This window comes from Mycolicibacterium rutilum (genome assembly GCF_900108565.1).
GTDB classification, from domain to species: Bacteria; Actinomycetota; Actinomycetes; order Mycobacteriales; family Mycobacteriaceae; genus Mycobacterium; species Mycobacterium rutilum.
Genome location: NZ_LT629971.1, coordinates 1,568,431 through 1,593,380 on the forward strand (window position 1 = coordinate 1,568,431; position 24,950 = coordinate 1,593,380).

Below are 24,950 nucleotides of genomic sequence, written 5' to 3' on the forward strand. Positions count from 1 at the left end.
GTCAGGCCTGGGCGCTCTCGCGCTTGGGCAGCTTCCAGCCGGGCCGCGGGAAGTGGCAGGTGTACCCGCTCGGGTAGCGCTCCAGGTAGTCCTGGTGCTCGGGTTCGGCCTCCCAGAACTCGGCGGCCGGGGTCACCTCGGTGACGACCTTGCCGGGCCACAGGCCCGAGGCGTCGACGTCGGCGATCGTGTCGACCGCGACGCGCTGCTGCTCGTCGTCGAGGTAGAAGATCGCCGACCGGTAGCTGGTGCCGACGTCGTTGCCCTGCCGGTTCTTGGTGGTCGGATCGTGGATCTGGAAGAAGAACTCCAGCAGCGCCCGGTAGTCGGTGCGGGCGGGGTCGTAGACGATCTCGATCGCCTCGGCGTGCCCGGGGTGATTGCGGTAGGTGGGGTGGTCGTTCTCGCCGCCGGTGTAGCCGACGCGGGTGGACACCACGCCCGGCTGCTTGCGGATCAGGTCCTGCATGCCCCAGAAGCAGCCGCCCGCCAGGATCGCCCTTCTGTAGTCGCTCATGCCTGCGCCTCCTCCGTGCTGAAAAGCTTCTTGTACTCGCCGTAACCCTCGGCCTCGAGCTCGTCGTAACCGATGAACCTCAGCGAAGCCGAGTTGATGCAGTAGCGCAACCCTCCCTGGTCGCGCGGCCCGTCGGTGAACACGTGCCCGAGGTGGCTGTCGCCGTGCGCCGACCGCACCTCGGTGCGGATCATCAGATGCGAGAAGTCGCGCTTCTCGATCACATTCGCCGATTCGATCGGCCGGGTGAAACTGGGCCAGCCCGAGCCGCTGTCGAACTTGTCGGTCGAGGCGAACAGCGGTTCGCCGGACACCACGTCGACGTAGATGCCGGGTTCGTGGTTGTCCCAGTACTCGCCGGTGAACGGGCGCTCGGTGCCGTTGCGCTGCGTGACGTGATACTGCTCCGGCGACAGCGCGTGCACCGCGGCAGGATTCTTGTGATATCGCTTCATCGTGCCTGTATAACTGCCGGGCCGACCGCTGTGTTCCGGCCAGATATTACGGTTGTGTGATGCGCGCAGTCCTCGTCGTCCTGGCCGGTGTACTGGCCATGTGTGCGGCGCCAATCGCCTCGGCGGAGACCGCGGTGCTGCCCGAACGTCCCGCCGGCGCCGGCGTGGTGTTCACCGACAATCCGGCGATCGTCGACCCGCATCCGATGCGCGCCGAGTCCTTCAGCCGGGTCCCCGACGACCGGGCGATCGCCGTGCACTTCACCACCGGGACCCCGCAGTGCCACGGCGTGCACGCCACCGTCGCCGAGACGCCCGACACCGTCACCGTGGACCTACGCGGCGGCACGCTGCCCGAGGCTGTCGGGCGGGCGTGCATCCTGATCGCGGTGGCGGGCACCCTCGACGTCCCGCTGCAGACCCCGCTCGGTGCGCGACAGGTGCTCACCGCGTTCTGACCCTCGACAAACCTCAGTAGAACGTGTTCTAGTTCTGGATGTGACGAGCAGCACCTTCAGCCGCGACGAACTCGCCGCGGCCTTCGACCAGTTCGAGGCCACCGTCGACCGCGCCGCCCAGACCCGCGACTGGGATCCATGGGTTGACCAGTACACCCCCGACGTCACCTACGTCGAGCACGCCGCGGGCACGATGCGCGGACGCGAACAGGTGCGGCCGTGGATCTGGCAGACGATGGAGTCCTTCCCAGGCAGCTACATGACGTCGTTCCCGTCGTTGTGGACCGTCATCGACGAGGCGACCGGCCGGATCATCTGCGAGCTCGACAACCCGCTGCGCGACCCCGGCGACGGCACCGTCATCAGCGCCACCAACATCTCGATCCTGACCTACGCGGGCGACGGGCTGTGGCGCCGCCAGGAGGACATCTACAACCCGCTGCGCTTCGTCAAGGCGACGGTCAAGTGGTGCCGCAAGGCCGCCGAACTCGGCACGCTGCCGCCCGAGGCCGACGCGTGGATGAAGCAGTACGGAGGTAACAAGTGAGCAAGCTGGTCATCGGCGCCAACGGGTTCCTCGGCTCGCACGTGACCCGGCTGCTGGTCGGCGACGGGCACGACGTGCGCGCGATGGTGCGGCCCACCGCGAAGACCGTCGGCATCGACGACCTGACCGTCGAACGGATCCACGGCGACATCTGGGACGACGACGTGCTGCGCGCCGCGATGGACGGCGTCGACGACGTCTACTACTGCGTCGTGGACACCCGCGGCTGGCTCAAGGACCCGGCGCCGCTGTTCCGCACCAACGTCGACGGCACCCGCAATGTGCTCGAGGTCGCGAAGGACGCCGGGCTGCGCCGGTTCGTCTACACCAGCAGTTACGTCACCGTCGGGCGCCGGCGCGGCCACGTCGCCACCGAGGACGACGTGATCCGCGACAAGGGCCTGACCCCGTACGTGCGCTCGCGGGTGCAGGCCGAGAACCTGGTGCTGCAGTACGCGCGCGAGCACGGCCTGCCCGCGGTGGCGATGTGCGTGTCGACCACCTACGGCGGCGGCGACTGGGGCCGCACTCCGCACGGCGCGATCATCGCCGGCGCCGCGTTCGGCAAGCTGCCGTTCGTGATGAGCGGTATCGAACTCGAGGCGGTCGGCATCGACGATGCCGCTCGCGCAATGATTCTGGCGGCCGAGCACGGCCGCGTCGGCGAACGCTACCTGATCTCGGAGAAGATGATCACCAACGCCGAGGTGGTGCGTCTCGCCGCCGCGGCCGCCGGAATGCCGGCGCCGGCCAGGTCCGTCCCACTGCCGCTGTCCTATGCGATGGCCACGCTCGGCACCGTCAAGGCGAGGCTGACGGGCACCGACGAACGGCTGTCACTGGAGTCGCTGCGGCTGATGCGCGCCGAAGCGCCCGTCGACTGCACCAAGGCCAGACGCGAACTCGGTTGGCAGCCGCGCCCGGTCGAGGAGTCGATCCGCGAGGCCGCGCGGTTCTGGGCCGGCCTGCGCGACGCCCGGCGCCGCAGCAAGGCCGGCTGACCGGGTTACCGTCGAGGGCATGCCCGACAAACTGCGCGTCGACCTGTCCGGGGCACCGCAGACGATGCTCGCGACGTTGCACGCCAAGGCGCTCGACGCCGACCTGCCGCACCCGATACTGGGAGACCGGTTCGCCAAGGAGATCGTCGACCGCATCGACTATGACTGGTCGCGGACGGCGATCACCGCCGCCAACTCACCGTCGGTGACCACCCGCAGCGCCCACTTCGACAGGTGGGCCCGGCAGTATCTGGCAGTGCACCCGAAAGCTGTTGTGCTGCATCTGGGTTGCGGCCTGGACTCGCGGGTGTTCCGGCTCGACCCCGGCCCCGACGTCGACTGGTTCGACGTCGACTACCCCGACGTCGCCGAGCTGCGCACGCGCCTCTACCCGGATCGTGAGCACTACCGCGTCATCGCCGCCTCCGTCACCGATCCGGCCTGGCTGACCGAAATCCCCGCCGACCGGCCGGTTCTGGTGATCGCCGAGGGCCTGACGATGTACCTGACACGCGACGACGGGATCGCGTTGCTGCGCCGCATCGTCGACCAATTCCCGTCGGGCGAACTGCATTTCGATGCGTTCAACCGGCTCGGCATCCGCTCGCAGTGGGCCAACGCGGTGGTGCGCCGCGCCGGGGCGAGGCTGGACTGGGGCATCGACGGTCCCGACGACATCGTCCACGCGCTGCCCGGCGTGCGGCTGCTGGCCTGGCTGTCGCCGTTCGACTCGCCGACGTTCCGTGACGTCGCCTGGTACTACCGCGCGCTGGCGCAGGCGATGTCGCTGGTCCCGTCGCTGCGGTACATGGCCCAGTACCACCGCTACGCGTTCTGACTACGACGCGCGCAGCTCGGCGATCACCTCCGCATAGAGGCGAGCCTTGATCGCCCCGAACACCGGACCGGCTTTGGCGGCCAACGCTTCCGCACGCGCCACCGCGGTGTCGAGCACCTCGCCCTCACCCGCGGTCGCGGCCACGATGCCCGCCGCGAGGGCGTCCTGGCCGCCGTAGCGGCGCCCGGTCGTCATCGCCTCGTGCGCGGTCGCGATCGGCAGCCTCGACCGGATCAGGGCGTTCATGCCCGCCGTGAACGGGATGCCGAGGTCGACCTCAGGCAGGCAGAAGTAGCCGCGGTCCGCGCGCATCACGATCTGGTCGTGCGAGAGCGCGAGCATCGCGCCCGCGGCGAACGCGTGGCCGGCGACGGCGGCGATGATGGGCGCCGGGAAGGCCAGCACCCGCGCGAACAAGGCGTGCACCTCGCCGAGGTTGGCCTCGGCGGCGTCGGGATGCGCGGCCATGAAGTCGAGGTCGAGGCCGTTCGAGTAGAACTTGTTTGCGCCGGTCGTGACCACCGCGCGCGGACCGTCGGCCGCCTCGACCTCGTCGAGCGCGGCGTTGATCGCGGTCAGCCGGTCGGGATGGAAGCGGTTCTCGTCGTCGCCGAGCGTCAGCACGTACACCGCGCCGTTCTTGTCGAGTTCGGGCATCAGCCGATTACACCACCGCGGGCTGTCAGAATCGTGCGGTGCCCACAACCAACGGCCGGGTCTCGCACTGGTTCGACGAGCCGCCGCCGTCGCGGCCCGCGCTGCCCGGGGACCGTGACGCCGACGTCTGCATCGTCGGCGCCGGCTACACCGGGCTGTGGACGGCCTACTACCTGAAGAAGGCCGACCCGGCGCTGCGGATCAGCGTGCTCGAGGCACGGTTCGCCGGGTTCGGTGCGTCCGGCCGCAACGGCGGGTGGCTGTCCGGGTTGGTGCCCGGTGACCGCAACCGGATGGCCGAGCAGTACGGCAGGCAGCGTGTGCTGGACTGGCAGCGGGCGCTCAACGACAGCGTCGACGAGGTGATCGACGTCGCCGCCGCCGAAGGCATCGACGCGGGCATCGTCAAGGGCGGCACCCTGCACATCGCGCGCACCCCCGCGCAGGCCGGCCGGCTCGCCGCCGAAGCCGACGAAGAACTCGCGTGGAAGGTCGACGGCATCGCGCGGCTGTCCAAAGCCGAGGTAGCCGAACGAATCCGACTCGACGGCGTGGTGTCGGGTTACCACAATCCGCACTGCGCGCGGATCCAGCCCGCCCGGCTGGTGCGGGGGTTGGCCGATGCGGTGGAGCGGCTCGGGGTCGACGTCTACGAGCAGACGCCGGCGGTGACGATCGAGTCGGGCCGGGTGACGACACCGCACGGCACGGTCACCGCACCGGTCGTGTTGCGTGCGACGGAGGGCTTCACCGCGACGCTGCCCGGGCTGCGCAGGCGGTGGTTGCCGATGAACAGCTCGATGATCGTCACCGAACCGCTGTCCGCCGCGCTGTGGGAGACGATCGGGTGGGACGACCGTGCCACGCTCGGCGACACCGCGCACGGCTTCTTCTACGCCCAGCGCACGGTCGACGACCGGATCGCGATCGGCGGGCGCAGCGTCCCGTACCGGTTCGGTTCGCGGATCGACCGTGACGGGCAGGTGCCGCCCCGCACGATCACGCACCTGACGCGGGTATTGCACTCGGTGCTGCCGCAGGTGCGCGACGTCCCGATCGCCCACGGTTGGTGCGGTGTGCTCGCGGTTCCGCGCGACTGGGAGTCCACCGTGACGTTCGACCGTGCGACGGGCGTCGGCTGGGCGGGCGGATACGTCGGGCACGGCGTCACCGCGACCAATCTGGCCGGCCGCACGCTGACCGATCTGGTGCTCGACAGGCGCGGCCCGCTCGCCGAACTGCCGTGGGTGGGGCACCGGTCGCGCGACTGGGAACCCGAACCGCTGCGCTGGCTGGGCGTGCGCGGCATGTACACCGCGTACAAGGCGGCCGACTGGCACGAATCACGCGGACGCGCAACCACATCGCCGATCGCGGTGGTGGCCGACAAGATCGCCGGGCGGCCGCACTAGCGGGCTTCGGCGGCCGCCTTCAGCCGTTGCAGCGTCAGCCGGATGTGCTCGGCGTTGGCGGTGTCACGATCCCGCACACCCGTGGCCCACCCCGCCGGCGTCTTGAACCAGCCGGGACGGCGATCCCAGGTGCTTTCGGTGACGCGGCAGGACCCGTCGGCGGTCGACTCGATGTCGTAGCGCCAGTGCGCGACGGGAATCATCGCGCTGCGCACGTCGAACGCGAACACCCGCCCGGGCTCGGCGGCCGTGACCGTACAGCGCGTCGTCCACGAACGAGACCCACTGCGGTTGCGGCCCTTGAACTCCGCCCCGGGACCGGCGGCGTCGCCTTTGCACCACTCCATCGCGTGGGCCTCCTCCGCCAGCGTCGCCAGCGTCGGCAGGTCGGTGATGAGCTGGTAAACGGTCAGGGCGTCGGCGTCGATGTTCACCTCGGCGCACGCGGACGGCTTTCCGTGTTCGGTCATGCCGCGATAGTAATGCCGGTCAGAACGGCGTAGGTGCGGCATTGCGCGCCCGCTCGGCCTTGATCCGTGCGGCGAATTCGGCGGCGCGCGTGCGTTTTCGCTTCGGCATCTTCGCCATGCGATCGGGCGGCGGCGGCGAGATTATCGGTGGCGGCGGAAGGTTGGCGGTGGTGGTGTCCCAGTCGAAGAACAACTTGCTGCCCGGGCGGGTGGTGTAGGTGTGGCCGCTCGGCGAGGTCCAGATGACGGTGCCGTCGGGCAACTGAATGTCGCGCCACCCGTCGGGACCTCCGCAGAAGGTCTTCATCAGGTGGTTCTTGCGGCACAGGCATTTGAGGTTCGACGGGTGCGTCGGACCCAACGGCCAGGGGATGGTGTGGTCGATGTCGCAGAGATCCGCGGGCACGTCGCATCCCGGTGCGCGGCAGTACATATCGCGCAGGCGTACGAACAACGCCAACGGCGCGGACGGGTGGTAGCCCTCCTCGGCGTCCGACCCCGGCTTCGTGATCGGACGCACCTTCGCGCCGCCACGGATCAGCGTGGGCAGGAGTGAGGGCGGCAGAGCTCCGCGACCCAACAGCACCGCTGTATTCCGCCGCTCGGGAGCAGCCGCGCTGGCGGCCTCGACCACGCTCTGGTCGGCCACCACGTGCACCACGACATTCGACGTCTTCGGACCGGCGGCGTCGCAGGTCGGCGATCCGCACGCACAACCCAACCGGTCTTGACCGGCAGCCAACGCGCCGAGGGCATCCGCCCGCCGCTCAGCCAGCGTGCGCGGATCGTCGTCGCAGACACCGTGGGCCATCTCGTCGAGGCGACGTTTGAGGACCGCGGCGTCGGTGGCCAACAGCTTCCCCCACACCGACGTCGTGGCCGCTGGATCATCGATGTCACCGACATTGAAATCTCGGGTGCGCGTGGTGTTTTCGATGTTCCGAACGGCGAGCGGATCGAACTGCAGGACCAGGGCGTCGATCGCGGTCTCGAGGCGCTGCTCGGAGAGCGGCCCCAACCGGGACGCCCGTTGCGCGAGGGCCGTGTCGATGAGCGCCAGCGCCTCGGCGTCCTCGACCAGCTGCGTGCGCCACGTGATCGTCGAGATGATCCGTGCACTGATCCCGCCCCGCTCGAACAACGTCGCTACCTGGGGGAGCCGCTCGCGGAGTGCCTGCGCGATCCGCATCTGCCCGGAGGCGCGCCGGTGACCGACCGTCATCGCCGCAGCCACCTCCGCGGCGACGCAGTCCCACGGGTCGAACGCGCACCGACCGCGGTCATCATCGTCGGAATCGCCGACCTTGCGACTAACGAGCTCCGCAGTGGCGGCGAGCCGCCGCGCAGCGGCCTGCGCCTCCGCGCGGGTGCTCTCCGCGACCGCGGCGACGAGCTCGGCGTCGTCGGCATCCGCGAACTGCGATCCGTACATACGTTCGATAGTAGATCGCGGGTACGACAAGAAGAGGAATCCTGGCGCTACTTCGTGCGTTGCCTCTCCCATGAGCGATCGCCAAGTACTCGAACCCACCGCCGAGCATCCGATCACCGTCGAGCCGACCGGTGAACACGTCACGGTCCTGGTGAACGGTGTGACCGTCGCCGAGACCGACCGCGCGCTGACCCTGCAGGAGGCGAGCTATCCCGCGGTGCAGTACATCCCGCTCGACGACGTCGACGCGGAGCGGCTGCGCCCCAGCGACACCCAGACGTACTGCCCCTTCAAGGGCGAGGCCGGCTACTACCACTTCGTCGACGCCGGCGGCTACACCGTCGAGGACGTCGTCTGGACTTATCCGCAGCCGTATCCGGCCGTCGGGCAGATCGCGGGTCATGTGGCGTTCTATCCGGACAAGGCGGAGATCGTCGTCGGACAGCAGGCATAACCTTGGCCGGTGCCCACCTCGGTCAGCGTCCGCTTCGGCGGTCCGGTCAGTCCGGGCTTGACGCTGGCGCCGCTGCGGCGAGGCCGTAAAGACCCCTGTTACTACGACGCCCCCGACGGCGCGATCTGGCGCACCAGCCTGATGCGCAGCGGGCCCGTCACCGCACGGATCACGCGTCCGGCCGTCGACACCGTCGACTGTGAGGCATGGGGCGCAGGCGCGCGGGAGTTCGTCGAGACCCTGCCGGCCCAACTCGGGGCGTTCGACGACAGCCGGGATTTCGAGCCGGCCGAACCGACCATCGCCGCCGCGCACCGCCGGGTCCCGCATCTGCGGTTGGGCCGCACCGACCGGGTGCTCGAAGCGCTTGTTCCGGCGGTGCTCGAACAGCGCGTCTACGGTAAGGATGCCCGGCGTGCCTGGCGCCTGCTGGTCACCCGGTTCGGCGCGCCCGCTCCCGGCCCGGCGCCCGAGCACATGCGGGTGCCGCCGCCCGGCGATGTGTGGCGCCGCATCCCGTCCTGGGAGTACCACCGCGCCAACGTCGACCCGGGCCGCGCCCGCACGATCGTCGGGTGCGCACAGCGCGCGGACTCGTTGGAACGCCTCGTCACCCGCTCACCCGAACGCGCACGGATCGCGATGCGATCGCTGCCCGGGGTCGGGGAGTGGACGGCGGCGGAGACCGCCCAGCGCGCGTTCGGCGACGCCGATGCACTGTCAGTCGGCGACTACCACCTGGCGAAGATGGTGGGCTGGAGCCTGCTCGGCCACCCGATCGACGACCCGGCGATGGTCGAGTTGCTCGAGCCCCTGCGCCCGCACCGCCACCGCGCGGTGCGGCTGCTGGAGACGAGCGGGCTCGCGGTGTTGCCGCGGTTCGGTCCGCGCATGGCGATTCCGAACCTCATCGATCTGTGACGTGCGCTGGGCCCGTGATTACCCCACCGCAGCAGCGGGTAGTCGAGCGGGCGACACACATGCGTGCGAAGGAGCTTTCAGATGTCTCAATTCACTGTGCCCGGTATGACCGACAAAGACGCGGCCAAGGTGGCCGAACTGCTGCAGAAGCAGCTGAGCCGGTACAACGACCTGCACCTGACCCTCAAGCACATCCACTGGAATGTGGTGGGCCCGAACTTCATCGGGGTGCACGAGATGATCGACCCGCAGGTCGAGCTCGTCCGCGGTTACGCCGACGAGGTCGCCGAGCGCATCGCGACCCTCGGCTTCGCCCCCAAGGGCACTCCCGGCGCGATCATCGAGGACCGCTCGTGGGACGACTACTCGCTCGAGCGTGACACGGTGCAGGCGCACCTGGCGGCGCTCGACCTCGTCTACGACGGTGTCGTCGAGGACACCCGCAAGAACATCGAGGAGGCCGAGGAGTCCGATCCGGTGACCGAGGACATGCTGATCGGGCACGCCGCCGAACTCGAGAAGTTCCAGTGGTTCGTGCGTGCGCACCTGGAGAACTCCGGCGGTCAGCTGGCCAACGCGGGTGCCTCCACCGAGAAGGGCGCCGCCGACCAGGCCAAGAAGAAGTCGTCGGCCAAGTAGCCGTCTGAAAGACCAAAAACAGTGGAGGCCGGGACATTTCGTCCCGGCCTCCCTGTCTTCGCTATCGGCTAGCCGTCGGCTCCGTCGCTGCCGTCGTTGTTGGCGCTGCCCTGCCCGCCGGCGCCGCCGCTGCCGTTGGGCGAGCCGCCGTCGCCGCCGTCGCCGCCCGAGCCCGCGCCGATGCCGGAGACACCGTTGCCGCCCGTGCCGCCGTCGCCGCCGCTGCTGAGCAGGCCGCCGGCGTTGCCACCGGTGCCGCCCGTGCCGCCGCCGGCCGAGGCCAGGCCGCCGGTCGCGTCGCCGGCGTCACCGCCCTTGCCGCCGCCGCCGAGCAGGCCGCCACCCTGGCCGCCCTCGCCGCCGTCGCCGCCTTCGGTGTCGATATCGGGATTCGCGGTGCCGACGCCCGCGGCCGAATCGCCGCCCTCGCCGCCGATGCCGCCGCCGCCGATCACACCGGCATCGCCGCCGTCGCCGCCGTCGCCGCCGTCAGCGGTACCGGTGCCGACCGCGCCCGCGCCGCCTTCACCGCCGGTGCCGCCGTTGCTGATGACACCGTTGCTGTCGCCGCCGTCGCCGCCCGCGCCGCCGGTTCCGGTGCCGGTGCCCGCGGTGCCGAAGCCGCCTTCGCCGCCGGTGCCGCCGTCACCGAGGACGACGCCGCCGCCGCCACCTTCGCCGCCGGCCCCGCCGGTGCCGTTGCCGATACCGGTGGCGCCACCGATCGGGATGACCTCGCCGTTGCCGCCGGTGCCGCCTTCGCCGCCGCCGCCGACCACGCCGCCTTCGCCGCCTTCGCCGCCGGCGCCGCCGGTCGCGTTGCCGTTGATCACGGCCGCGTCGCCGCCGGCGCCACCGGTGCCACCGGCGCCGATGATGCCGCCGGACCCGCCGTCGCCGCCCGCACCGCCGGTCGCGTTACCGACCAGCACGCCCGCGCCGCCGCCGGCGCCGCCCGTGCCGCCGTCACCGAGCACGATGCCGCCGTGGCCGCCGTCGCCGCCCGCCGTGCCGGAGACGTCACCTGCCGCGCCGACCGCCGGGGTGTAGCCCGCGCCGCCCGCACCGCCGGTGCCGATCAGGCCCGCGCTGCCGCCGTCGCCGCCCGTCTGGGTGCCGTTCGCGGCCGCGCCGCCGGCGCCGCCGTTGCCGAGGAGCAGGCCGCCGTTGCCGCCGGTCTGGCCGGCCGCGCCCGTGGCGCCGCTGCCGATCAGCAGGCCGCCGTTCTCGCCGGGCTCGTCACCGTTACTGATCAGCGCATGCACCAGGCCGCCGAGCAGCGCGCTCAGCGGATCCGACGGCGGAGGCGCCGCAGCGACCACAGCGGTCGTCGTCGCGGCGGGCTTGGGCTTCGGCGGAACGAACAGCAGACCGAACAGCGAGGTCAGCTGAACTTCCTGCTGCTGCACCACCAACGGGTTCGCCTTGGCGACCGTCGCCGGCGGGTCGACGAGGTAGGCCGCGGCGCTGGCCGCGGCCAACGCGCCCATGGCCAGGGTCGCGGTTGCGACTGACTTTTGCTTGGCAATCTTCATTGCCGGGTCCTTTCGTGGAAGAGACCGCACTGGACTCTTAGCTGGCCAACGACACACAAGGGTGTGAGCAACATATTTAGCACACATTGCCACTGATGAATAGCTAATCCCTGCAACCTGTTTCAATTGACTGACATGTAAATTAATTACGCGGTTAACAAGGACTTTCAGGAGTTTTATGACGGAAGCTTGCTAAGAGAACTAATGGATTTGCAAACATTTCGACGCGCGTTCAGCAATCATTAGGGCCATCGCGCGCAAAATTACTCGTGACGGGCAGCGCCGAGCCCGCACGGCAATGACTTGCGGAAAGAGCAAACTGGCCGCGATGCGAAGAAGCGGTCAGCGGTAACCGGTCAGGCGCGCGATGATCGCCGGCGCTCCACCCGACCCGATCGCCTGGGCCTCGCCGACGCCTGTGCTGCGGCCCACCCGCAGAGATGTTCCGACGTAACGGGATTCAGCGCCGCTGTGGAAGGGACGCAGGAAGTTGACCCGCAGGGACGAGGTGCGCAACAGGTCGTCGTCGCGTGCGGAGTTGATCGCGGCAGAGGCGACCATCTCCAGCGCCATCGCCGACACCCCGCCGTGCACGATGCCGATGAGGTTGTTGAGCACCGGGTCCTCGCCCTGTAACAGCACCTGACCTGCGCCGCCGCCCTCGGCGACCCGCACCGCCATCCGGTCGGCGAGCGTGCCCGGCGGCATCGGGCCGGTGGGCCCGTCGCTGAAGGAGCCGAGGGCGCCCGGCGTGCGGATGTAGAACGAGCGCACGGTCGCGGTCGCCAGCACGGTGTCGCGGTGGGCGAGGTCGCACACCGCCAACGCGACGTCGGTCTTCCTGCCGAACGGCCGGGCCGTCGCGACCACCGGTTCCTCCGGCGCCTCGGCGATGATCGCGGCCGCGTCCGGGTCGACCTCGACGGACAGTTCGGACGACACCGTCCACTCGTCGGGGCCGCGGCGGCGGTGGTTGACCAACCCGCAGGCGTGGTCGACCAGCATCGCCAGCGGTGCGATCGTCGGCGCTCCGGTCAGCGCGTTGGTCATCCCGCCGACGGGGATCGAGGCCACGCACTCGGCGGGACCGTCGACGGATGTCACGATGCCGAACCGGCCCAGCGGGGTGTTCAGCGGATGTGACATCGCCGTACAGCGTGACCGACCGAACCTGGCGCTATACCCCTATGGGGTATACCATCGCGACCATGACCGAGGTCGAGCACGCGCAGCACCACCACGGGGCCGAGCACGCCGGCGGGCACAGCGGTCACGGCCACGACGACCACGTCGCCCAGTTCCGTCGCCTGTTCTGGATCATGCTCGTGCTCGCCGTGCCGACGGTGGCGCTGTCGGGGATGTTCGCGATGATCGTCGGCTATTCGCCGCCCGACGTGCCCTGGGTGTCGCCGGTGCTGGGCACCGTCATGTACCTCTGGGGCGGACGCCCGTTCCTGACCGGTGCTGTCAGCGAAATCCGTTCGCGCACACCGGGAATGATGCTGCTGATCGGTCTGGCCATCACGGTGGCGTTCGTGTCGTCGTGGGGCGCGAGCCTGGGCGTGCTGCACCACCAGCTGGACTTCTGGTGGGAGCTGGCGCTGCTCATCGTGATCATGCTGCTCGGCCACTGGATCGAGATGCGCTCGCTCGCGCAGACCAGCTCCGCGCTCGAGTCCCTGGCGGCTCTGCTGCCCGACGAGGCGGAACGAATCGTCGGCGACGGCACCGAGACCGTCGCGCCCTCGGAGTTGCAGACCGGCGACGTCGTGCTGGTCCGGCCCGGAGCCAGTGTGCCCGCCGACGGCGACGTGGTCGACGGATCCGCCGACGTCGACGAGTCGATGGTCACCGGCGAGTCGCGGCCCGTGCGCCGCAGCGTCGGCGACCACGTCGTCGCGGGCACCGTCGCCACCGACTCGGCACTGCGGGTGACCGTGACCGCGGTGGGCGACGACACCACGCTCGCCGGCATCCAGCGGCTTGTCACCGAGGCGCAGAACTCGTCGTCGCGGGCGCAGCGGCTGGCCGACCGCGCGGCGGGTTGGCTGTTCTGGTTCGCCTTGTCGGCGGCGATCCTCACCGCGGCAGCGTGGTCGTTCCTCGGCCAGCCGTCAGAAGCGGTCATCCGGACCATCACGGTGCTCGTGATCGCCTGCCCGCACGCCCTCGGATTGGCGATCCCGCTGGTGGTGTCGATCGCCACCGAACGGGCCGCGCGCGGCGGCGTGCTGGTCAAGGACCGGCTCGCGCTCGAGAACATGCGCACCGTCGACGCGGTGCTGTTCGACAAGACGGGCACGCTCACCGCGGGGAAGCCCGCGGTCACCGACGTCGTGGCCGCGGCCGGCCGCGACGAGAACACACTGCTGGCGCTGGCGGCGGCCGCCGAGGCCGATTCCGAACATCCGCTGGCCCGCGCGATCGTGGGGATCGCCAAAGAGCGTGGGTTGGCGGTGCCGGCCGCCCGCGACTTCACCTCGTCGCCGGCCGTCGGCGTCACCGCGCTGGTCGACGGCGCGACGGTCCGGGTCGGCGGGCCGCGGATGCTGGCCGAGGCCGGCCTGGCCGAACTGCCGGAGACCGGGACGTGGCGCGACGAGGGGGCGACGGTGCTGCACGTCGTCGTCGACGGCACGGTGGCCGGAGCGCTCAAGCTCGCCGACGAGATCCGCCCGGAGTCGCGGCAGGCCGTGGCGGCGCTGCGGGATCTGGGCATCGAGACCGTGCTGATCACCGGCGACGCGGAGTCGGTCGCCCACGCGGTCGCCGCCGAACTCGGGATCGAGCGGGTGTACGCCGAGGTGCGGCCCGAGGACAAGGCCGCCAAGGTCGCCGAGCTCGCGGCGGAAGGCCGCACAGTCGCGATGGTCGGCGACGGGGTGAACGACGCCCCGGCAATCGCGGCGGCGGCCGCCGAGGGCGGAGTGGGCATCGCGATCGGCGCGGGCACCGACGTGGCGATCGCGTCGGCCGGGGTGATCCTGGCCGGCTCTGATCCCCGGTCGGCGCTCTCGGTCGTCCTGCTGTCGCGTGAATCGTATCGCAAGATGCGTCAAAATCTTTGGTGGGCAGCGGGATACAACCTCGTGGCGGTGCCCTTGGCGGCGGGGGTGCTCGCGCCCGTGGGGTTTGTGATGCCGATGTCGGTCGGGGCGATCTTGATGTCCGCGTCGACGGTGGTGGTGGCGCTCAACGCGCAACTGCTGCGTCGCCTCGACTTGCGGCCCGACGCCGCACTGCGAGCGCTTTCCTAAGAATCTGGCTAGGCTTTTCGCAAACCACTTGTGATCAAGTTCGCACAGGTCGCACGATCACGGCAGCTCAACAGCAAACTAGCCGGCGCACCTGGAGGGCAGTGTGACGAATGCCGCATCTGCCCCCGTCGCACTGACATCTGGTCAATCATCAACGCGCTCAATGGCATTGGTCGATCTACCGGTTTGCGGCCGGCGGCGCGCGCACCGGCCGGCAACGGGTTAGTTAGGTAGGGCTAAGTTGGCATGTCACCCGGTGTTTGTCATATCGTTTTCTCCACTTGAGGCATGTGGAAAAAGGCCGGCGTTCGATGCTGCACGAAGGCACTCCATAGCCCGGACCGGCGAAACGCCGTTGTCGGCGGCTGCCAGGCAGAAGCTTCGTAAAGGGTAGGTGGGAATGGCGCCCAACAGCCAAGGGCTGTACAACCCCGCATTCGAGCACGACGCATGCGGTGTGGCCATGGTGGCCGATATGCACGGCCGTCGCAGCCGCGACATCGTGGACAAGGCCATCACGGCACTGGTGAACCTGGAGCACCGCGGTGCCCAGGGCGCCGAGCCGAACACCGGCGACGGTGCGGGCATCATGCTGCAGGTCCCCGACGACTTCCTGCGCGCAGTGGTCGACTTCGATCTGCCCGAGCCCGGCAGCTACGCCACCGGCATCGCGTTCCTGCCCCAGTCGTCCAAGGACGCGGCCAACGCGTGCGAATCCGTCGAGAAGATCGCCGAGGCCGAGGGCCTGCAGGTGCTGGGCTGGCGTGAGGTGCCCACCGACGATTCACCGCTGGGTGCGCTGGCCCGCGACGCGATGCCGACGTTCCGTCAGCTGTTCCTCGGCGGCGCGTCGGGCATGGAGCTGGAACGTCGCGCCTACGTGGTGCGCAAGCGAGCCGAGCACGAGCTGGGCACCAAGGGCCCCGGCCAGGACGGGCCCGGACGCGAAACGGTCTATTTCCCAAGCCTTTCCGGTCAAACCTTCGTCTACAAGGGCATGCTGACCACGCCGCAGCTCAAGGCGTTCTACCTCGATCTGCAAGACGAGCGGCTCACCAGCGCGCTGGGGATCGTGCACTCGCGGTTCTCGACGAACACGTTCCCGTCGTGGCCGCTGGCGCACCCGTTCCGGCGCATCGCCCACAACGGTGAGATCAACACCGTCACCGGCAACGAGAACTGGATGCGGGCGCGTGAGGCGCTGATCAAGACCGACGTGTTCGGCCCGAACCAGGATCTCGACAAGATCACCCCGGTCTGCACACCGGGCGCCTCGGACACCGCTCGGTTCGACGAGGTGCTCGAACTGCTTCACCTCGGCGGGCGCAGCCTGCCGCACGCGGTGCTGATGATGATCCCGGAGGCCTGGGAACGCAACGAGTCGATGGATCCCGCCCGGCGGGCGTTCTACAAGTACCACGCCTCGCTGATGGAGCCGTGGGACGGACCGGCGTCGATGACGTTCACCGACGGCACCGTGATCGGCGCGGTGCTGGACCGCAACGGGCTGCGCCCGTCGCGCATCTGGGTGACCAAGGACGGTCTGGTCGTGATGGCCTCGGAGGCCGGCGTGCTCGACCTCGATCCGTCGACGGTCGTCAAGCGGATGCGCCTGCAGCCCGGCCGCATGTTCCTGGTCGACACCTCCAAGGGCCGCATCGTCGAGGACGAGGAGATCAAGGCCGAACTCGCCGCCGAGCAGCCGTATCAGGAGTGGCTCGACGCCGGCCTGTTCCACCTCGACGAACTGCCGCCGGGCGACTACGTGCGCATGCCGCACCACCGCGTCGTGCTGCGCCAACAGATCTTCGGCTTCACCTACGAGGAGCTCAACCTGCTGGTCGCGCCGATGGCGCGCACCGGCGCCGAGGCGCTGGGCTCGATGGGCACCGACACCCCGATCGCGGTGCTGTCGTCGCGGCCGCGGATGCTCTACGACTACTTCCAGCAGCTGTTCGCCCAGGTGACCAACCCGCCGCTGGACGCCATCCGCGAAGAGGTGGTGACCAGCCTGCAGGGCACCGTCGGCCCCGAGGGTGACCTGCTCAACCCCGACGCCGAGTCCTGCCGGCAGATCGTGCTGCCGCAGCCGATCCTGCGCAACGCCGATCTGTCGAAGCTGATCTGCGTCGACCCCGACCACGAGATCCGCGGGCACAAGCACGGCATGCGCGCGGCCGTCATCCGCTGCCTGTACCCGGTCAACCGCGGCGGCCAGGGCCTCAAGGAGGCGCTGGACAACGTGCGGGCCAAGGTGTCGACCGCGATCCGCGAGGGCGCCCGCATCATCGTGCTGTCCGACCGCGAGTCCAACGAGCAGATGGCGCCGATTCCGTCGCTGCTGTCGGTGTCGGCGGTGCACCACCACCTGGTCCGCGAGCGCACCCGCACCAAGGTGGGCCTGGTCGTCGAGGCCGGTGACGCCCGCGAGGTGCACCACATGGCGTGCCTGGTCGGGTTCGGCGCCGCCGCGATCAACCCGTACATGGCGTTCGAGTCGATCGAGGACATGGTCGACCGTGGCGTGATCACCGGCATCTCCAGCGATCAGGCCAAGGCGAACTACGTCAAGGCCGCGGGCAAGGGTGTGCTGAAGGTGATGTCCAAGATGGGCATCTCGACGCTGGCGTCCTACACCGGCGCCCAGCTGTTCCAGGCGATCGGCATCAGCCAGCAGCTGCTCGACGAGTACTTCACCGGGCTGACCTGTCCGGTCGGCGGTATCGACCTCAACGACATCGCCGACGACGTCGCGGCCCGCCACTCGCTGGCCTACCTGGACCGTCCCGACGAGTGGGCGCACCGCGAACTCGAGGTCGGCGGCGAGTACCAGTGGCGTCGCGAGGGCGAGTACCACCTGTTCAACCCGGACACGGTGTTCAAGCTGCAGCACTCCACGCGCACCGGCCAGTACGAGGTCTTCAAGGAGTACACCAAGCTGGTCGACGACCAGAGCGAGCGGATGGCCTCGCTGCGCGGGCTGCTCAAGTTCCGCGCGGGCGAGCGCGCGCCGGTGCCGCTGGAGGAGGTGGAGCCGGCCAGCGAGATCGTCAAGCGGTTCTCCACCGGCGCGATGAGCTACGGCTCGATCTCCGCCGAGGCGCACGAGACGCTGGCGATTGCGATGAACCGCCTCGGTGGCCGGTCGAACTCCGGCGAGGGCGGCGAGGCCGTCGCGCGATTCGACCGCGACGAGAACGGTGACTGGCGACGCAGCGCGATCAAGCAGGTCGCGTCGGGCCGGTTCGGCGTGACCAGCCACTACCTGAGCAACTGCACCGACATCCAGATCAAGATGGCCCAGGGCGCGAAACCCGGTGAGGGCGGCCAGCTTCCGGGCGGCAAGGTGTACCCGTGGGTGGCCGAGGTGCGGCACTCGACGCCGGGCGTCGGGCTGATCTCCCCGCCGCCGCACCACGACATCTACTCGATCGAGGATCTCGCCCAGCTGATCCACGACCTCAAGAACGCCAACCCGCAGGCGCGCGTGCACGTCAAGCTGGTGTCCGAGAACGGGGTCGGCACGGTGGCCGCGGGCGTGTCCAAGGCGCACGCGGATGTGGTGCTCATCTCCGGCCACGACGGTGGCACCGGCGCGACGCCGCTGACGTCGATGAAGCACGCGGGCGCGCCGTGGGAGCTCGGCCTGGCCGAGACCCAGCAGACGTTGCTGCTCAACGGGCTTCGCGACCGCATCGTCGTGCAGGTGGACGGGCAGCTCAAGACCGGCCGCGACGTCGTCGTCGCCGCACTGCTCGGCGCCGAGGAGTTCGGCTTCGCCACCGCACCGCTGGTGGTGTCGGGCTGCATCATGATGCGCGTCTGCCACCTCGACACCTGCCCGGTCGGCGTCGCCACCCAGAACCCGCTGCTGCGCCAGCGCTTCACCGGCAAGCCCGAGTTCGTCGAGAACTTCTTCATGTTCATCGCCGAAGAGGTGCGTGAACTGATGGCGCAGTTGGGCTTCCGTACCGTCAACGAGATGGTCGGCCAGGTCAGCGCGCTGGACACCACCCAGGCCGCCGAGCACTGGAAGGCGCACAAGCTCGACCTCGCGCCGGTGCTGCACGAGCCCGACTCGGCGTTCATGAACCAGGACCTGTACTGCAGTTCGCGCCAGGACCACGGGCTGGACAAGGCGCTCGACCAGCAGCTGATCGTGATGTGCCGCGAGGCGCTGGATTCGCAGACGCCGGTGCGGTTCTCGACGACGATCGCCAACGTCAACCGCACCGTCGGCACCATGCTCGGCCACGAGGTGACCAAAGCCTATGGCGGGCAGGGGCTTCCGGACGGGACCATCGACATCACGTTCGACGGGTCGGCGGGCAACAGCTTCGGGGCGTTCGTGCCGAAGGGCATCACGCTGCGCGTCTACGGCGACGCCAACGACTACGTCGGCAAGGGCCTGTCGGGTGGGCGCATCGTGGTGCGCCCGTCAGACACGGTGCCCGACGACTACGTCGCCGAGGACAACATCATCGCCGGCAACGTGATCCTGTTCGGCGCGACCAGCGGCCAGGCGTTCATCCGCGGCCAGGTCGGCGAGCGCTTCGCGGTGCGCAACTCCGGTGCGCACGCGGTGGTCGAGGGAGTCGGCGACCACGGCTGCGAGTACATGACCGGCGGCAAGATCGCGATCCTCGGGCCGACGGGTCGCAACTTCGCGGCCGGGATGTCCGGCGGTATCGCCTACGTCTATGACCCCGACAACGCGCTGCCCGACAACCTCAACGCCGAGATGGTCGAACTCGAGAGCCTCGACGACGAGGACCTCGACTGGTTGCAGGGCATGCTGCAAGCCCACGTCGATGCCACGGATTCCGCTGTCGGACAACGGATCCTGAGTGACTGGAACAACAACGTGAAGCACTTCACCAAGGTGATGCCCCGCGATTACAAGCGGGTACTCGAGGCGATCGCCGACGCCAAAGAACGTGGCGTCGACGTCGACGAAGCGATCATGGCGGCCGCCAGTGGCTGATCCCCGCGGTTTCCTCAAGCACACCCAGCGCGAGACCCCGCAGCGGCGACCGGTGCCGCTGCGCCTACGCGACTGGAAAGAGGTCTACGAGGACTTCTCCCACGACACCCTGCGGGTGCAGGCCACCCGCTGCATGGATTGCGGAATACCGTTCTGCCACAACGGGTGTCCGCTGGGGAACCTGATCCCCGAGTGGAACGACCTGGTCCGCACCGACCGGTGGCGCGACGCGATCGAGCGGTTGCACGCCACCAACAACTTCCCCGAGTTCACCGGCCGGCTGTGCCCGGCGCCGTGTGAGGGCTCGTGCGTGCTGGGCATCAACCAGGATCCGGTCACGATCAAGCAGATCGAGGTCGAGATCATCGACAAGGCGTTCGACGAGGGATGGGTGACCCTGCGGCCGCCCGACGTCAAGACCGGCAAGAAGGTCGCCGTCGTCGGTTCGGGTCCGGCCGGGCTCGCGGCCGCCCAGCAGCTGACCCGCGCCGGGCACACCGTGACCGTGTTCGAGCGCGACGACCGCATCGGCGGGCTGCTGCGCTACGGCATCCCCGAGTTCAAGATGGAAAAGCGCCACATCGACCGTCGGCTGGAGCAGATGGCGGCCGAGGGCACCGAGTTCCGCACCGGTGTCAACGTCGGCGTCGACATCACCGCGCAGCAACTGCGCGCCGAGTTCGATGCCGTGGTGCTCGCCGGCGGTGCCACCGCGCGCCGCGACTTGCCGATCCCGGGCCGCGAGCTCGACGGCATCCATCAGGCGATGGAGTACCTGCCGTGGGCCAACCGGGTGCAGCAGGGCGATCCGGTGACCGACGAGAACGGTCTGCCGCCGATTCACGCCAAGGGCAAGAAGGTCATCATCATCGGCGGCGGCGACACCGGCGCCGACTGCCTGGGCACCGCGCACCGGCAGGGCTGCGAGAGCGTGCACCAGTTCGAGATCATGCCTCGCCCTCCGGAGACCCGCGCCGACTCGACACCGTGGCCGGTCTATCCGCTGATGTTCCGGGTGTCCTCGGCGCACGAGGAGGGCGGTGAACGCGTCTACTCGGTCAACACCGAGGAGTTCGTCGGCAGCGACGGCCGCGTGACCGGGCTGCGCGGGCACGAGGTCAAGATGAACGCGGGCAAGTTCGAGAAGGTCGACGGCACCGAGTTCGAGATGGACGCCGACCTGGTGCTGCTGGCGATGGGCTTCACCGGCCCGGAGCGCGAGGGCTTGCTCACCGACCTGCGGGTCGAGATCAACGAGCGCGGCAACGTCGCGCGCGACAACGACTTCGCCACCTCGGTGCCCGGCGTCTTCGTCGCCGGCGACATGGGGCGCGGTCAGTCGCTGATCGTGTGGGCCATCGCCGAAGGTCGCGCGGCGGCCGCCGGGGTGGACCGCTACCTGATGGGTCACTCGGCGCTTCCGGCTCCGATCAAGCCGACCGCTGTTCCTCAGCGGTAAGCCCTGCCGCGACACGCGGCGCAATGGACGGGTTTTCCGCGTGCGCGCGAGACAGTAGTGGCGATGATCGGCCGCTACCGAACCACCCGTCCCGTCGTGGAGCTCAACCGGCGCAACTTCCTGGCTGCGCTGTCTGTAGCAACGCTGGGCGCGGTCGGGCTGAGTCGCTGCGCGGCCGACGGTTCACCCCAGGTGACCGGGGTGGCCGCCGAAGTGGCCAAACCGTCGGGCGCATCGCCGGTGGGCCTGCTGCCGCCGCCGCCCGACAGCGCGCGGGTAGCGCTGCCCGGCGGCGTGCTGAGCAGGCTGCCCGGTGAGGGCGACCTGCTGGCACTGACCGTCGACGACGGGGTGAGCAGCGAGGTGGTCCGGGCGTACACGCAGTTCGCCAAGGACACCGGCGCGCGGATGACGTTCTTCGTCAACGGGATCTACCGGTCCTGGACCGACCACATCGATGTGCTGCGGCCCCTGGTCGACGCGGGTCAGATTCAACTGGCGAACCACACCTGGTCACATCCGAACCTCACCAAGCTGCCGCTGGCCGACGTCGCCGAGGAGTTCCGGCACAACCACGAATTCCTGTGGAAGACATACGGAATCGACGCCCGACCGTACTTCCGGCCGCCGTACGGCGCGCACAACGCACACGTCGAGAAGGTGGCGGGCGAGTTGGGCTACACGGCGAACACGTTGTGGTCTGGCACCCTCGAGGACCACGTGTGGATCCCGGCGGCCGACGTGGTCGCGATGGCCGACCGGTACTTCACCGCGCAGACCATCGTCATCGGACACCTCAATCACGAGCCGGTCACCGAGGTCTACGGGCAGCTGGTCGACATCATCCGCGCGCGACGGCTGCGCACGGTGACGCTGAACGACGTGTTCGTCAGGCCGTGACGGCCGCGGACCGGATGCCGCGCAGTCGCCATGTGTGCGGATTCGTACGGTGGACCGGCGCGTCGCGGACGACACCGCACAGTCGGAAAGAAACGGGCGAGAATTTGGTCACATCTGCCACATCAGTCACTCCAAAAACGTCTGACGATTTGTCGGCGCGCCTACCATAGTTTGCCAACGCACAGGTATCTAATGACTTCATGAGGGCACTGCGGTAATGTAGGCCCCCGGTCAGCAATCGGTATCGACGCAGGAGTCAGTTCCGTGTACCACAACCCAATCTCACGGTCACGGGTGAGTCGTATCGCCTGGTCACTGTTGCGACATCCCCTGAAGAGCCGGGAATTTCCCGCCAAGGCCGAGCGCCTGATCACCGCGGACGAACTCCGCCTGTACGGCGTCTAGCGAACACAACCGCCGGCGAAGCCCGCCAGCGACGGTGTGTGATCTCGGCTTTGCCGAATCGTTATATCTTCGTGACCGTCAGGAAAGTTTGCTAGTCGCGCAGCCCTGACGCCGCAATCTCGTCGGCCAACGGCTGCAGCACGGCCGGATCATACGGCGGCGGCAGGTAGATGATCGCCAGGTCCAGCCCCTCTTACCCAGCGCCGCAGCCTCCTCGACCACCTTGCCGTAGTTGCGCTCGGCGTCCAGGCGCACGTGCGCCGACAGCGTGATCTCTGCCGGATCGCGGCCGATGTCGGCGCAGTGCGACGCCAGCACGTCACGCTTGCGGGCGAACTCCTCCGGCGGGCCACCGACGAAATTCCAGTGGTCGGCGTACTTGGCGGTGATCCTCAGCGTGCGCTTCTCACCGCTGCCGCCGATGCAGATCGGCGGATGCGGCTGCTGCGGGTCCTTCGGCTCGTTGCGGGCATCCTTGAGCTGGTAGTACTTGCCGTCGAACGACGTCGTCTCCTGGCTGAGTAGACCCGTCAGCACCTCGCAGGCCTCCTCGAACCGGTCGAAGCGCTCCTTGATCGACCCCAGCTCGATGCCGTACGCGCCCGACTCCTCCTCGTTCCAGCCCGCGCCGATGCCGAGTTCGAGTCGGCCGCCCGACACGATGTCGAGCGCGGAAGCCATGTTCGCCAACACCGCCGGGTGCCGGTAGTGGATGCCGGTGACGAGCACGCCGACCCGGAGCCGCTTGGTCGCCTGCGCCAGCGCGGTCAAGGTGATCCAGCCCTCGAGGCATGGGCCGCTCGAGTCGGAGAAGATCGGATAGAAGTGGTCGAAGGTCCAACCGGACTCGAAGACCTCGATGTCGTCGGCGGCCTGCCAGACGGCAAGCATGTCCGACCATGCGGTGTTCTGCGGTGACGTCTTGAAGGCGAATCTCATTGCTTCAACGTTAGTCCCGGAAACCTGGTGATCGCCTGTGGACGATCGGGCTACTCGGTCTCGCCGAACTCGTCGAACCAGTAGGCGAGTTTGCCGCGCCGACTGACCGCGCGCAGTCGGCGCTCGGCCACCGCGCGGGTCTTGGTGGTGGTCACGATCAGTAGTTCGTCACCGATCGCGATGCGGGTGTCGGGCTGCGGCACGAAGGTTCGGCCGTTGCGGATGATCAGCGTGATCACGCTCGGATCGGGCAGCCGCAACTCGAGCACGGTGACGTTGTGCAGCCGCGACGGCGCCTGCACCGTCATCGTCAGCAGTTCGGCGTCCAACACGTCCAGCGGCGCCGACTCCACCGCGATCTCGCGCGTCGCCTCCTTCGGGATCAGTCCCAGCCGGTGCGCGAGCGGGCGCAGGCTCGGACCCTGCAGCAGCGTGAACACCACCACGAGGATGAAGACGATGTTGAGCAGGTGGATGCTGTTCGGCACGCCGCCGACGATCGGGAACGTCGCCAATACGATCGGGACCGCGCCGCGCAGCCCCGCCCACGACACGAAAACCTGTTCGCGCCAGGGGATCCGGAACCAGATGACCGAGGCGACGACGGACAGCGGCCTGGCGACGAGCAGCAGCACCAGCCCGGTGACGATCCCGGGGACGATCGCGCTGGCGAGGTCGCTGGGATCCACCAGCAGACCGAGCAGTACGAACAGGCCGATCTGCGCCAGCCAGCCCAGGCCCTCGGCGAACGAGCGGGTCGCCGACCGGTGCGGCAGACCGGAATTGGCCAACACCACCGCGGACAGATACGCCGCCAGGAATCCGCTGGCATGCGCGCTACCGCCCGCGGCGAACGCCACCATGCCGAGCCCGAAGGTGGCCAGCGGGTACAGGCCCGAGGCGGGAAGGGCGATGCGGCGCAACGCGATCGAACCGAGGTACCCGACGCCCAGACCGATCGCGGCGCCGAGCACCAGCTCGTAGCCCAGTTCCATCAGCGCGTGCACCGGCGACACCTCCAGCGGTGTCACGCTGAACATCAGCACCAGGATGACCGCGGGCGCGTCGTTGAAGCCGGACTCAGCTTCGAGCAGACCGGCCACTCGGCGCGGCAGCGGCACGACACGCAGCACCGAGAACACCGCCGCCGCATCGGTGACCGACACGACGGCGCCGAGCAGCAGCGACAGTTGCCAGTCGAGCCCGATCAGCAGGTGCGCCCCGGCGGCGGTCACCAGCATGCTGACCGCGACACCGACGGTGGCAAGCATCGCCGCCGGCGCCAGCAGTCGGCGAATGTCGGAGAAGCGGGTGGTCAGACCGCCTTCGACGAGGATCACGGCCAACGCCACGGTGCCGAGGTGGTCGGCGAGCAGATAATTGTCGAAGTCCAGTCCGAGTCCGTCCTCGCCGACGATGACGCCGACGCCGAGGAACAGCAGCAGGCTGGGCAGCCCGACACGGCTTGCGGCCCTGGTGGCGACGATGCTGGCCAGCAGCACCACCCCAGCGAGCAGCAGCATGAGATACAGCTGCTCAAGGGTCATTTCATCGCCGTTCGGTCGGTCTGACGTGCAGTAAACACCTACCACGGCGCGGCGACCGATGTTCTGACCCGGTAGCCGCGCAGGGTGCGGCCCGCATCGGTCAGTATGAAGTCGTGATCCGGC

Annotated in this window: 20 protein-coding genes and 1 pseudogene; 12 read left to right on the forward strand and 9 right to left on the reverse strand. The window is 69.1% G+C overall.

Features of this window, described 5'->3' with window-relative positions; translation table 11 throughout:
* Window position 1: 1 nt before the first annotated feature.
* Both msrA and msrB read right to left on the reverse strand, forming a co-directional pair.
* Window positions 2-517 (reverse strand): peptide-methionine (S)-S-oxide reductase MsrA, encoded by a 516-nt coding sequence (gene msrA, locus BLW81_RS07555; RefSeq protein ID WP_083406657.1) that lies wholly within the window; start codon window positions 515-517, stop codon window positions 2-4.
* Window positions 514-972, reverse strand: coding sequence for a peptide-methionine (R)-S-oxide reductase MsrB (msrB, locus tag BLW81_RS07560; RefSeq protein WP_083406658.1), 459 nt, complete (start codon window positions 970-972; stop codon window positions 514-516). Before msrB ends, msrA begins: the two co-directional genes overlap by 4 nt.
* A gap of 59 nt (window positions 973-1,031) precedes the next feature.
* On the opposite strand from msrB, the gene BLW81_RS07565 reads away from it, so the two are divergent.
* Genes BLW81_RS07565 through BLW81_RS07580 form a run of 4 tightly spaced genes read left to right on the forward strand, consistent with a single transcriptional unit; the run spans window position 1,032 to window position 3,816 of the window.
* Complete coding sequence (locus tag BLW81_RS07565; protein WP_083406659.1) at window positions 1,032-1,430, forward strand: hypothetical protein; 399 nt, start codon at window positions 1,032-1,034, stop codon at window positions 1,428-1,430.
* Window positions 1,431-1,470: 40 nt separating this feature from the next.
* Window positions 1,471-1,977: a nuclear transport factor 2 family protein gene (locus BLW81_RS07570; protein WP_083406660.1), complete on the forward strand. Its 507-nt coding sequence runs from the start codon at window positions 1,471-1,473 to the stop codon at window positions 1,975-1,977.
* The gene (locus BLW81_RS07575; RefSeq protein ID WP_083406661.1) at window positions 1,974-2,978 is read left to right on the forward strand and encodes an NAD-dependent epimerase/dehydratase family protein; all 1,005 of its coding nucleotides are present in this window, start codon (window positions 1,974-1,976) and stop codon (window positions 2,976-2,978) included. Before BLW81_RS07570 ends, BLW81_RS07575 begins: the two co-directional genes overlap by 4 nt.
* Window positions 2,979-2,997: 19 nt before the next feature.
* The gene (locus tag BLW81_RS07580) at window positions 2,998-3,816 is read left to right on the forward strand and encodes a class I SAM-dependent methyltransferase (RefSeq protein WP_083406662.1); all 819 of its coding nucleotides are present in this window, start codon (window positions 2,998-3,000) and stop codon (window positions 3,814-3,816) included.
* On the opposite strand, the gene BLW81_RS07585 is transcribed toward BLW81_RS07580, so the two are convergent.
* On the reverse strand, window positions 3,817-4,473 hold the full coding sequence (locus BLW81_RS07585) for an enoyl-CoA hydratase-related protein (RefSeq protein WP_083406663.1): 657 nt from the start codon (window positions 4,471-4,473) through the stop codon (window positions 3,817-3,819).
* 38 nt (window positions 4,474-4,511) lie between these two features.
* On the opposite strand from BLW81_RS07585, the gene BLW81_RS07590 reads away from it, so the two are divergent.
* Window positions 4,512-5,885 carry an NAD(P)/FAD-dependent oxidoreductase gene (locus tag BLW81_RS07590; RefSeq protein WP_083406664.1) on the forward strand — a complete coding sequence of 458 codons (1,374 nt, stop codon included), beginning with the start codon at window positions 4,512-4,514 and terminating at the stop codon, window positions 5,883-5,885.
* Here the strand turns inward: BLW81_RS07590 and BLW81_RS07595 are convergent.
* Both BLW81_RS07595 and BLW81_RS07600 read right to left on the reverse strand, forming a co-directional pair.
* On the reverse strand, window positions 5,882-6,355 hold the full coding sequence (locus BLW81_RS07595) for an SRPBCC family protein (RefSeq protein ID WP_083406665.1): 474 nt from the start codon (window positions 6,353-6,355) through the stop codon (window positions 5,882-5,884). The genes BLW81_RS07590 and BLW81_RS07595 overlap by 4 nt on opposite strands.
* Window positions 6,356-6,374: 19 nt before the next feature.
* On the reverse strand, window positions 6,375-7,787 hold the full coding sequence (locus BLW81_RS07600; protein WP_083406666.1) for an HNH endonuclease signature motif containing protein: 1,413 nt from the start codon (window positions 7,785-7,787) through the stop codon (window positions 6,375-6,377).
* 70 nt (window positions 7,788-7,857) lie between these two features.
* Here BLW81_RS07600 and BLW81_RS07605 point away from each other — a divergent pair, with 70 nt between their 5' ends.
* The 3 genes from BLW81_RS07605 to BLW81_RS07615 all read left to right on the forward strand — a co-directional run bounded on the left by BLW81_RS07605 (window position 7,858) and on the right by BLW81_RS07615 (window position 9,801).
* On the forward strand, window positions 7,858-8,241 hold the full coding sequence (locus BLW81_RS07605) for a DUF427 domain-containing protein (protein ID WP_083406667.1): 384 nt from the start codon (window positions 7,858-7,860) through the stop codon (window positions 8,239-8,241).
* 9 nt (window positions 8,242-8,250) lie between these two features.
* Entirely contained in the window at window positions 8,251-9,162 is a 912-nt protein-coding gene (locus BLW81_RS07610; protein ID WP_083406668.1) for a DNA-3-methyladenine glycosylase family protein, read from the forward strand.
* 81 nt (window positions 9,163-9,243) lie between these two features.
* Entirely contained in the window at window positions 9,244-9,801 is a 558-nt protein-coding gene (locus tag BLW81_RS07615; RefSeq protein ID WP_083406669.1) for a Dps family protein, read from the forward strand.
* Between the two features lie 68 nt (window positions 9,802-9,869).
* Here BLW81_RS07615 and BLW81_RS30135 read toward each other — a convergent pair whose 3' ends face one another.
* Both BLW81_RS30135 and BLW81_RS07630 read right to left on the reverse strand, forming a co-directional pair.
* Window positions 9,870-11,336, reverse strand: coding sequence for a PGRS repeat-containing protein (locus BLW81_RS30135; RefSeq protein WP_157897624.1), 1,467 nt, complete (start codon window positions 11,334-11,336; stop codon window positions 9,870-9,872).
* Between the two features lie 342 nt (window positions 11,337-11,678).
* Window positions 11,679-12,482: a PaaI family thioesterase gene (locus tag BLW81_RS07630; protein ID WP_083410382.1), complete on the reverse strand. Its 804-nt coding sequence runs from the start codon at window positions 12,480-12,482 to the stop codon at window positions 11,679-11,681.
* A 62-nt stretch (window positions 12,483-12,544) separates the two neighbouring features.
* On the opposite strand from BLW81_RS07630, the gene BLW81_RS07635 reads away from it, so the two are divergent.
* The 4 genes from BLW81_RS07635 to BLW81_RS07650 all read left to right on the forward strand — a co-directional run bounded on the left by BLW81_RS07635 (window position 12,545) and on the right by BLW81_RS07650 (window position 21,936).
* Window positions 12,545-14,593 (forward strand): heavy metal translocating P-type ATPase, encoded by a 2,049-nt coding sequence (locus BLW81_RS07635; protein WP_157897625.1) that lies wholly within the window; start codon window positions 12,545-12,547, stop codon window positions 14,591-14,593.
* Window positions 14,594-14,993: 400 nt separating this feature from the next.
* Window positions 14,994-19,577: a glutamate synthase large subunit gene (gltB, locus tag BLW81_RS07640; protein ID WP_083406670.1), complete on the forward strand. Its 4,584-nt coding sequence runs from the start codon at window positions 14,994-14,996 to the stop codon at window positions 19,575-19,577.
* Window positions 19,570-21,036 (forward strand): glutamate synthase subunit beta, encoded by a 1,467-nt coding sequence (locus tag BLW81_RS07645; protein ID WP_083406671.1) that lies wholly within the window; start codon window positions 19,570-19,572, stop codon window positions 21,034-21,036. The genes gltB and BLW81_RS07645 overlap by 8 nt, the downstream gene beginning before the upstream one ends.
* Window positions 21,037-21,099: 63 nt before the next feature.
* Window positions 21,100-21,936 carry a polysaccharide deacetylase family protein gene (locus BLW81_RS07650; RefSeq protein WP_083410383.1) on the forward strand — a complete coding sequence of 279 codons (837 nt, stop codon included), beginning with the start codon at window positions 21,100-21,102 and terminating at the stop codon, window positions 21,934-21,936.
* Between the two features lie 496 nt (window positions 21,937-22,432).
* Here the strand turns inward: BLW81_RS07650 and BLW81_RS07655 are convergent.
* Together BLW81_RS07655 and BLW81_RS07660 are read right to left on the reverse strand one after the other, a co-directional pair.
* Window positions 22,433-23,280: pseudogene (locus BLW81_RS07655) on the reverse strand (LLM class F420-dependent oxidoreductase).
* A gap of 50 nt (window positions 23,281-23,330) precedes the next feature.
* A complete protein-coding gene (locus BLW81_RS07660; RefSeq protein ID WP_083406672.1) occupies window positions 23,331-24,827 on the reverse strand; it encodes a potassium/proton antiporter in 1,497 nt (498 codons plus the stop codon).
* Window positions 24,828-24,950: the final 123 nt, after the last annotated feature.

Excerpts from the sequence above, each read along its gene's own strand:
- msrA (WP_083406657.1), bottom strand. The coding sequence starts at position 517 with ATGAGCGACTACAGAAGGGCGATCCTGGCGGGCGGCTGCTTCTGGGGC.
- BLW81_RS07650 (WP_083410383.1), top strand. The coding sequence starts at position 21,100 with ATGATCGGCCGCTACCGAACCACCCGTCCCGTCGTGGAGCTCAACCGG.
- BLW81_RS07585 (WP_083406663.1), bottom strand. The coding sequence starts at position 4,473 with ATGCCCGAACTCGACAAGAACGGCGCGGTGTACGTGCTGACGCTCGGC.
- BLW81_RS07600 (WP_083406666.1), bottom strand. The coding sequence starts at position 7,787 with ATGTACGGATCGCAGTTCGCGGATGCCGACGACGCCGAGCTCGTCGCC.
- BLW81_RS07660 (WP_083406672.1), bottom strand. The coding sequence starts at position 24,827 with ATGACCCTTGAGCAGCTGTATCTCATGCTGCTGCTCGCTGGGGTGGTG.
- BLW81_RS30135 (WP_157897624.1), bottom strand. The coding sequence starts at position 11,336 with ATGAAGATTGCCAAGCAAAAGTCAGTCGCAACCGCGACCCTGGCCATG.
- gltB (WP_083406670.1), top strand. The coding sequence starts at position 14,994 with ATGGCGCCCAACAGCCAAGGGCTGTACAACCCCGCATTCGAGCACGAC.
- BLW81_RS07580 (WP_083406662.1), top strand. The coding sequence starts at position 2,998 with ATGCCCGACAAACTGCGCGTCGACCTGTCCGGGGCACCGCAGACGATG.
- BLW81_RS07630 (WP_083410382.1), bottom strand. The coding sequence starts at position 12,482 with ATGTCACATCCGCTGAACACCCCGCTGGGCCGGTTCGGCATCGTGACA.
- BLW81_RS07615 (WP_083406669.1), top strand. The coding sequence starts at position 9,244 with ATGTCTCAATTCACTGTGCCCGGTATGACCGACAAAGACGCGGCCAAG.
- msrB (WP_083406658.1), bottom strand. The coding sequence starts at position 972 with ATGAAGCGATATCACAAGAATCCTGCCGCGGTGCACGCGCTGTCGCCG.
- BLW81_RS07565 (WP_083406659.1), top strand. The coding sequence starts at position 1,032 with ATGCGCGCAGTCCTCGTCGTCCTGGCCGGTGTACTGGCCATGTGTGCG.
- BLW81_RS07605 (WP_083406667.1), top strand. The coding sequence starts at position 7,858 with ATGAGCGATCGCCAAGTACTCGAACCCACCGCCGAGCATCCGATCACC.
- BLW81_RS07595 (WP_083406665.1), bottom strand. The coding sequence starts at position 6,355 with ATGACCGAACACGGAAAGCCGTCCGCGTGCGCCGAGGTGAACATCGAC.
- BLW81_RS07635 (WP_157897625.1), top strand. The coding sequence starts at position 12,545 with ATGACCGAGGTCGAGCACGCGCAGCACCACCACGGGGCCGAGCACGCC.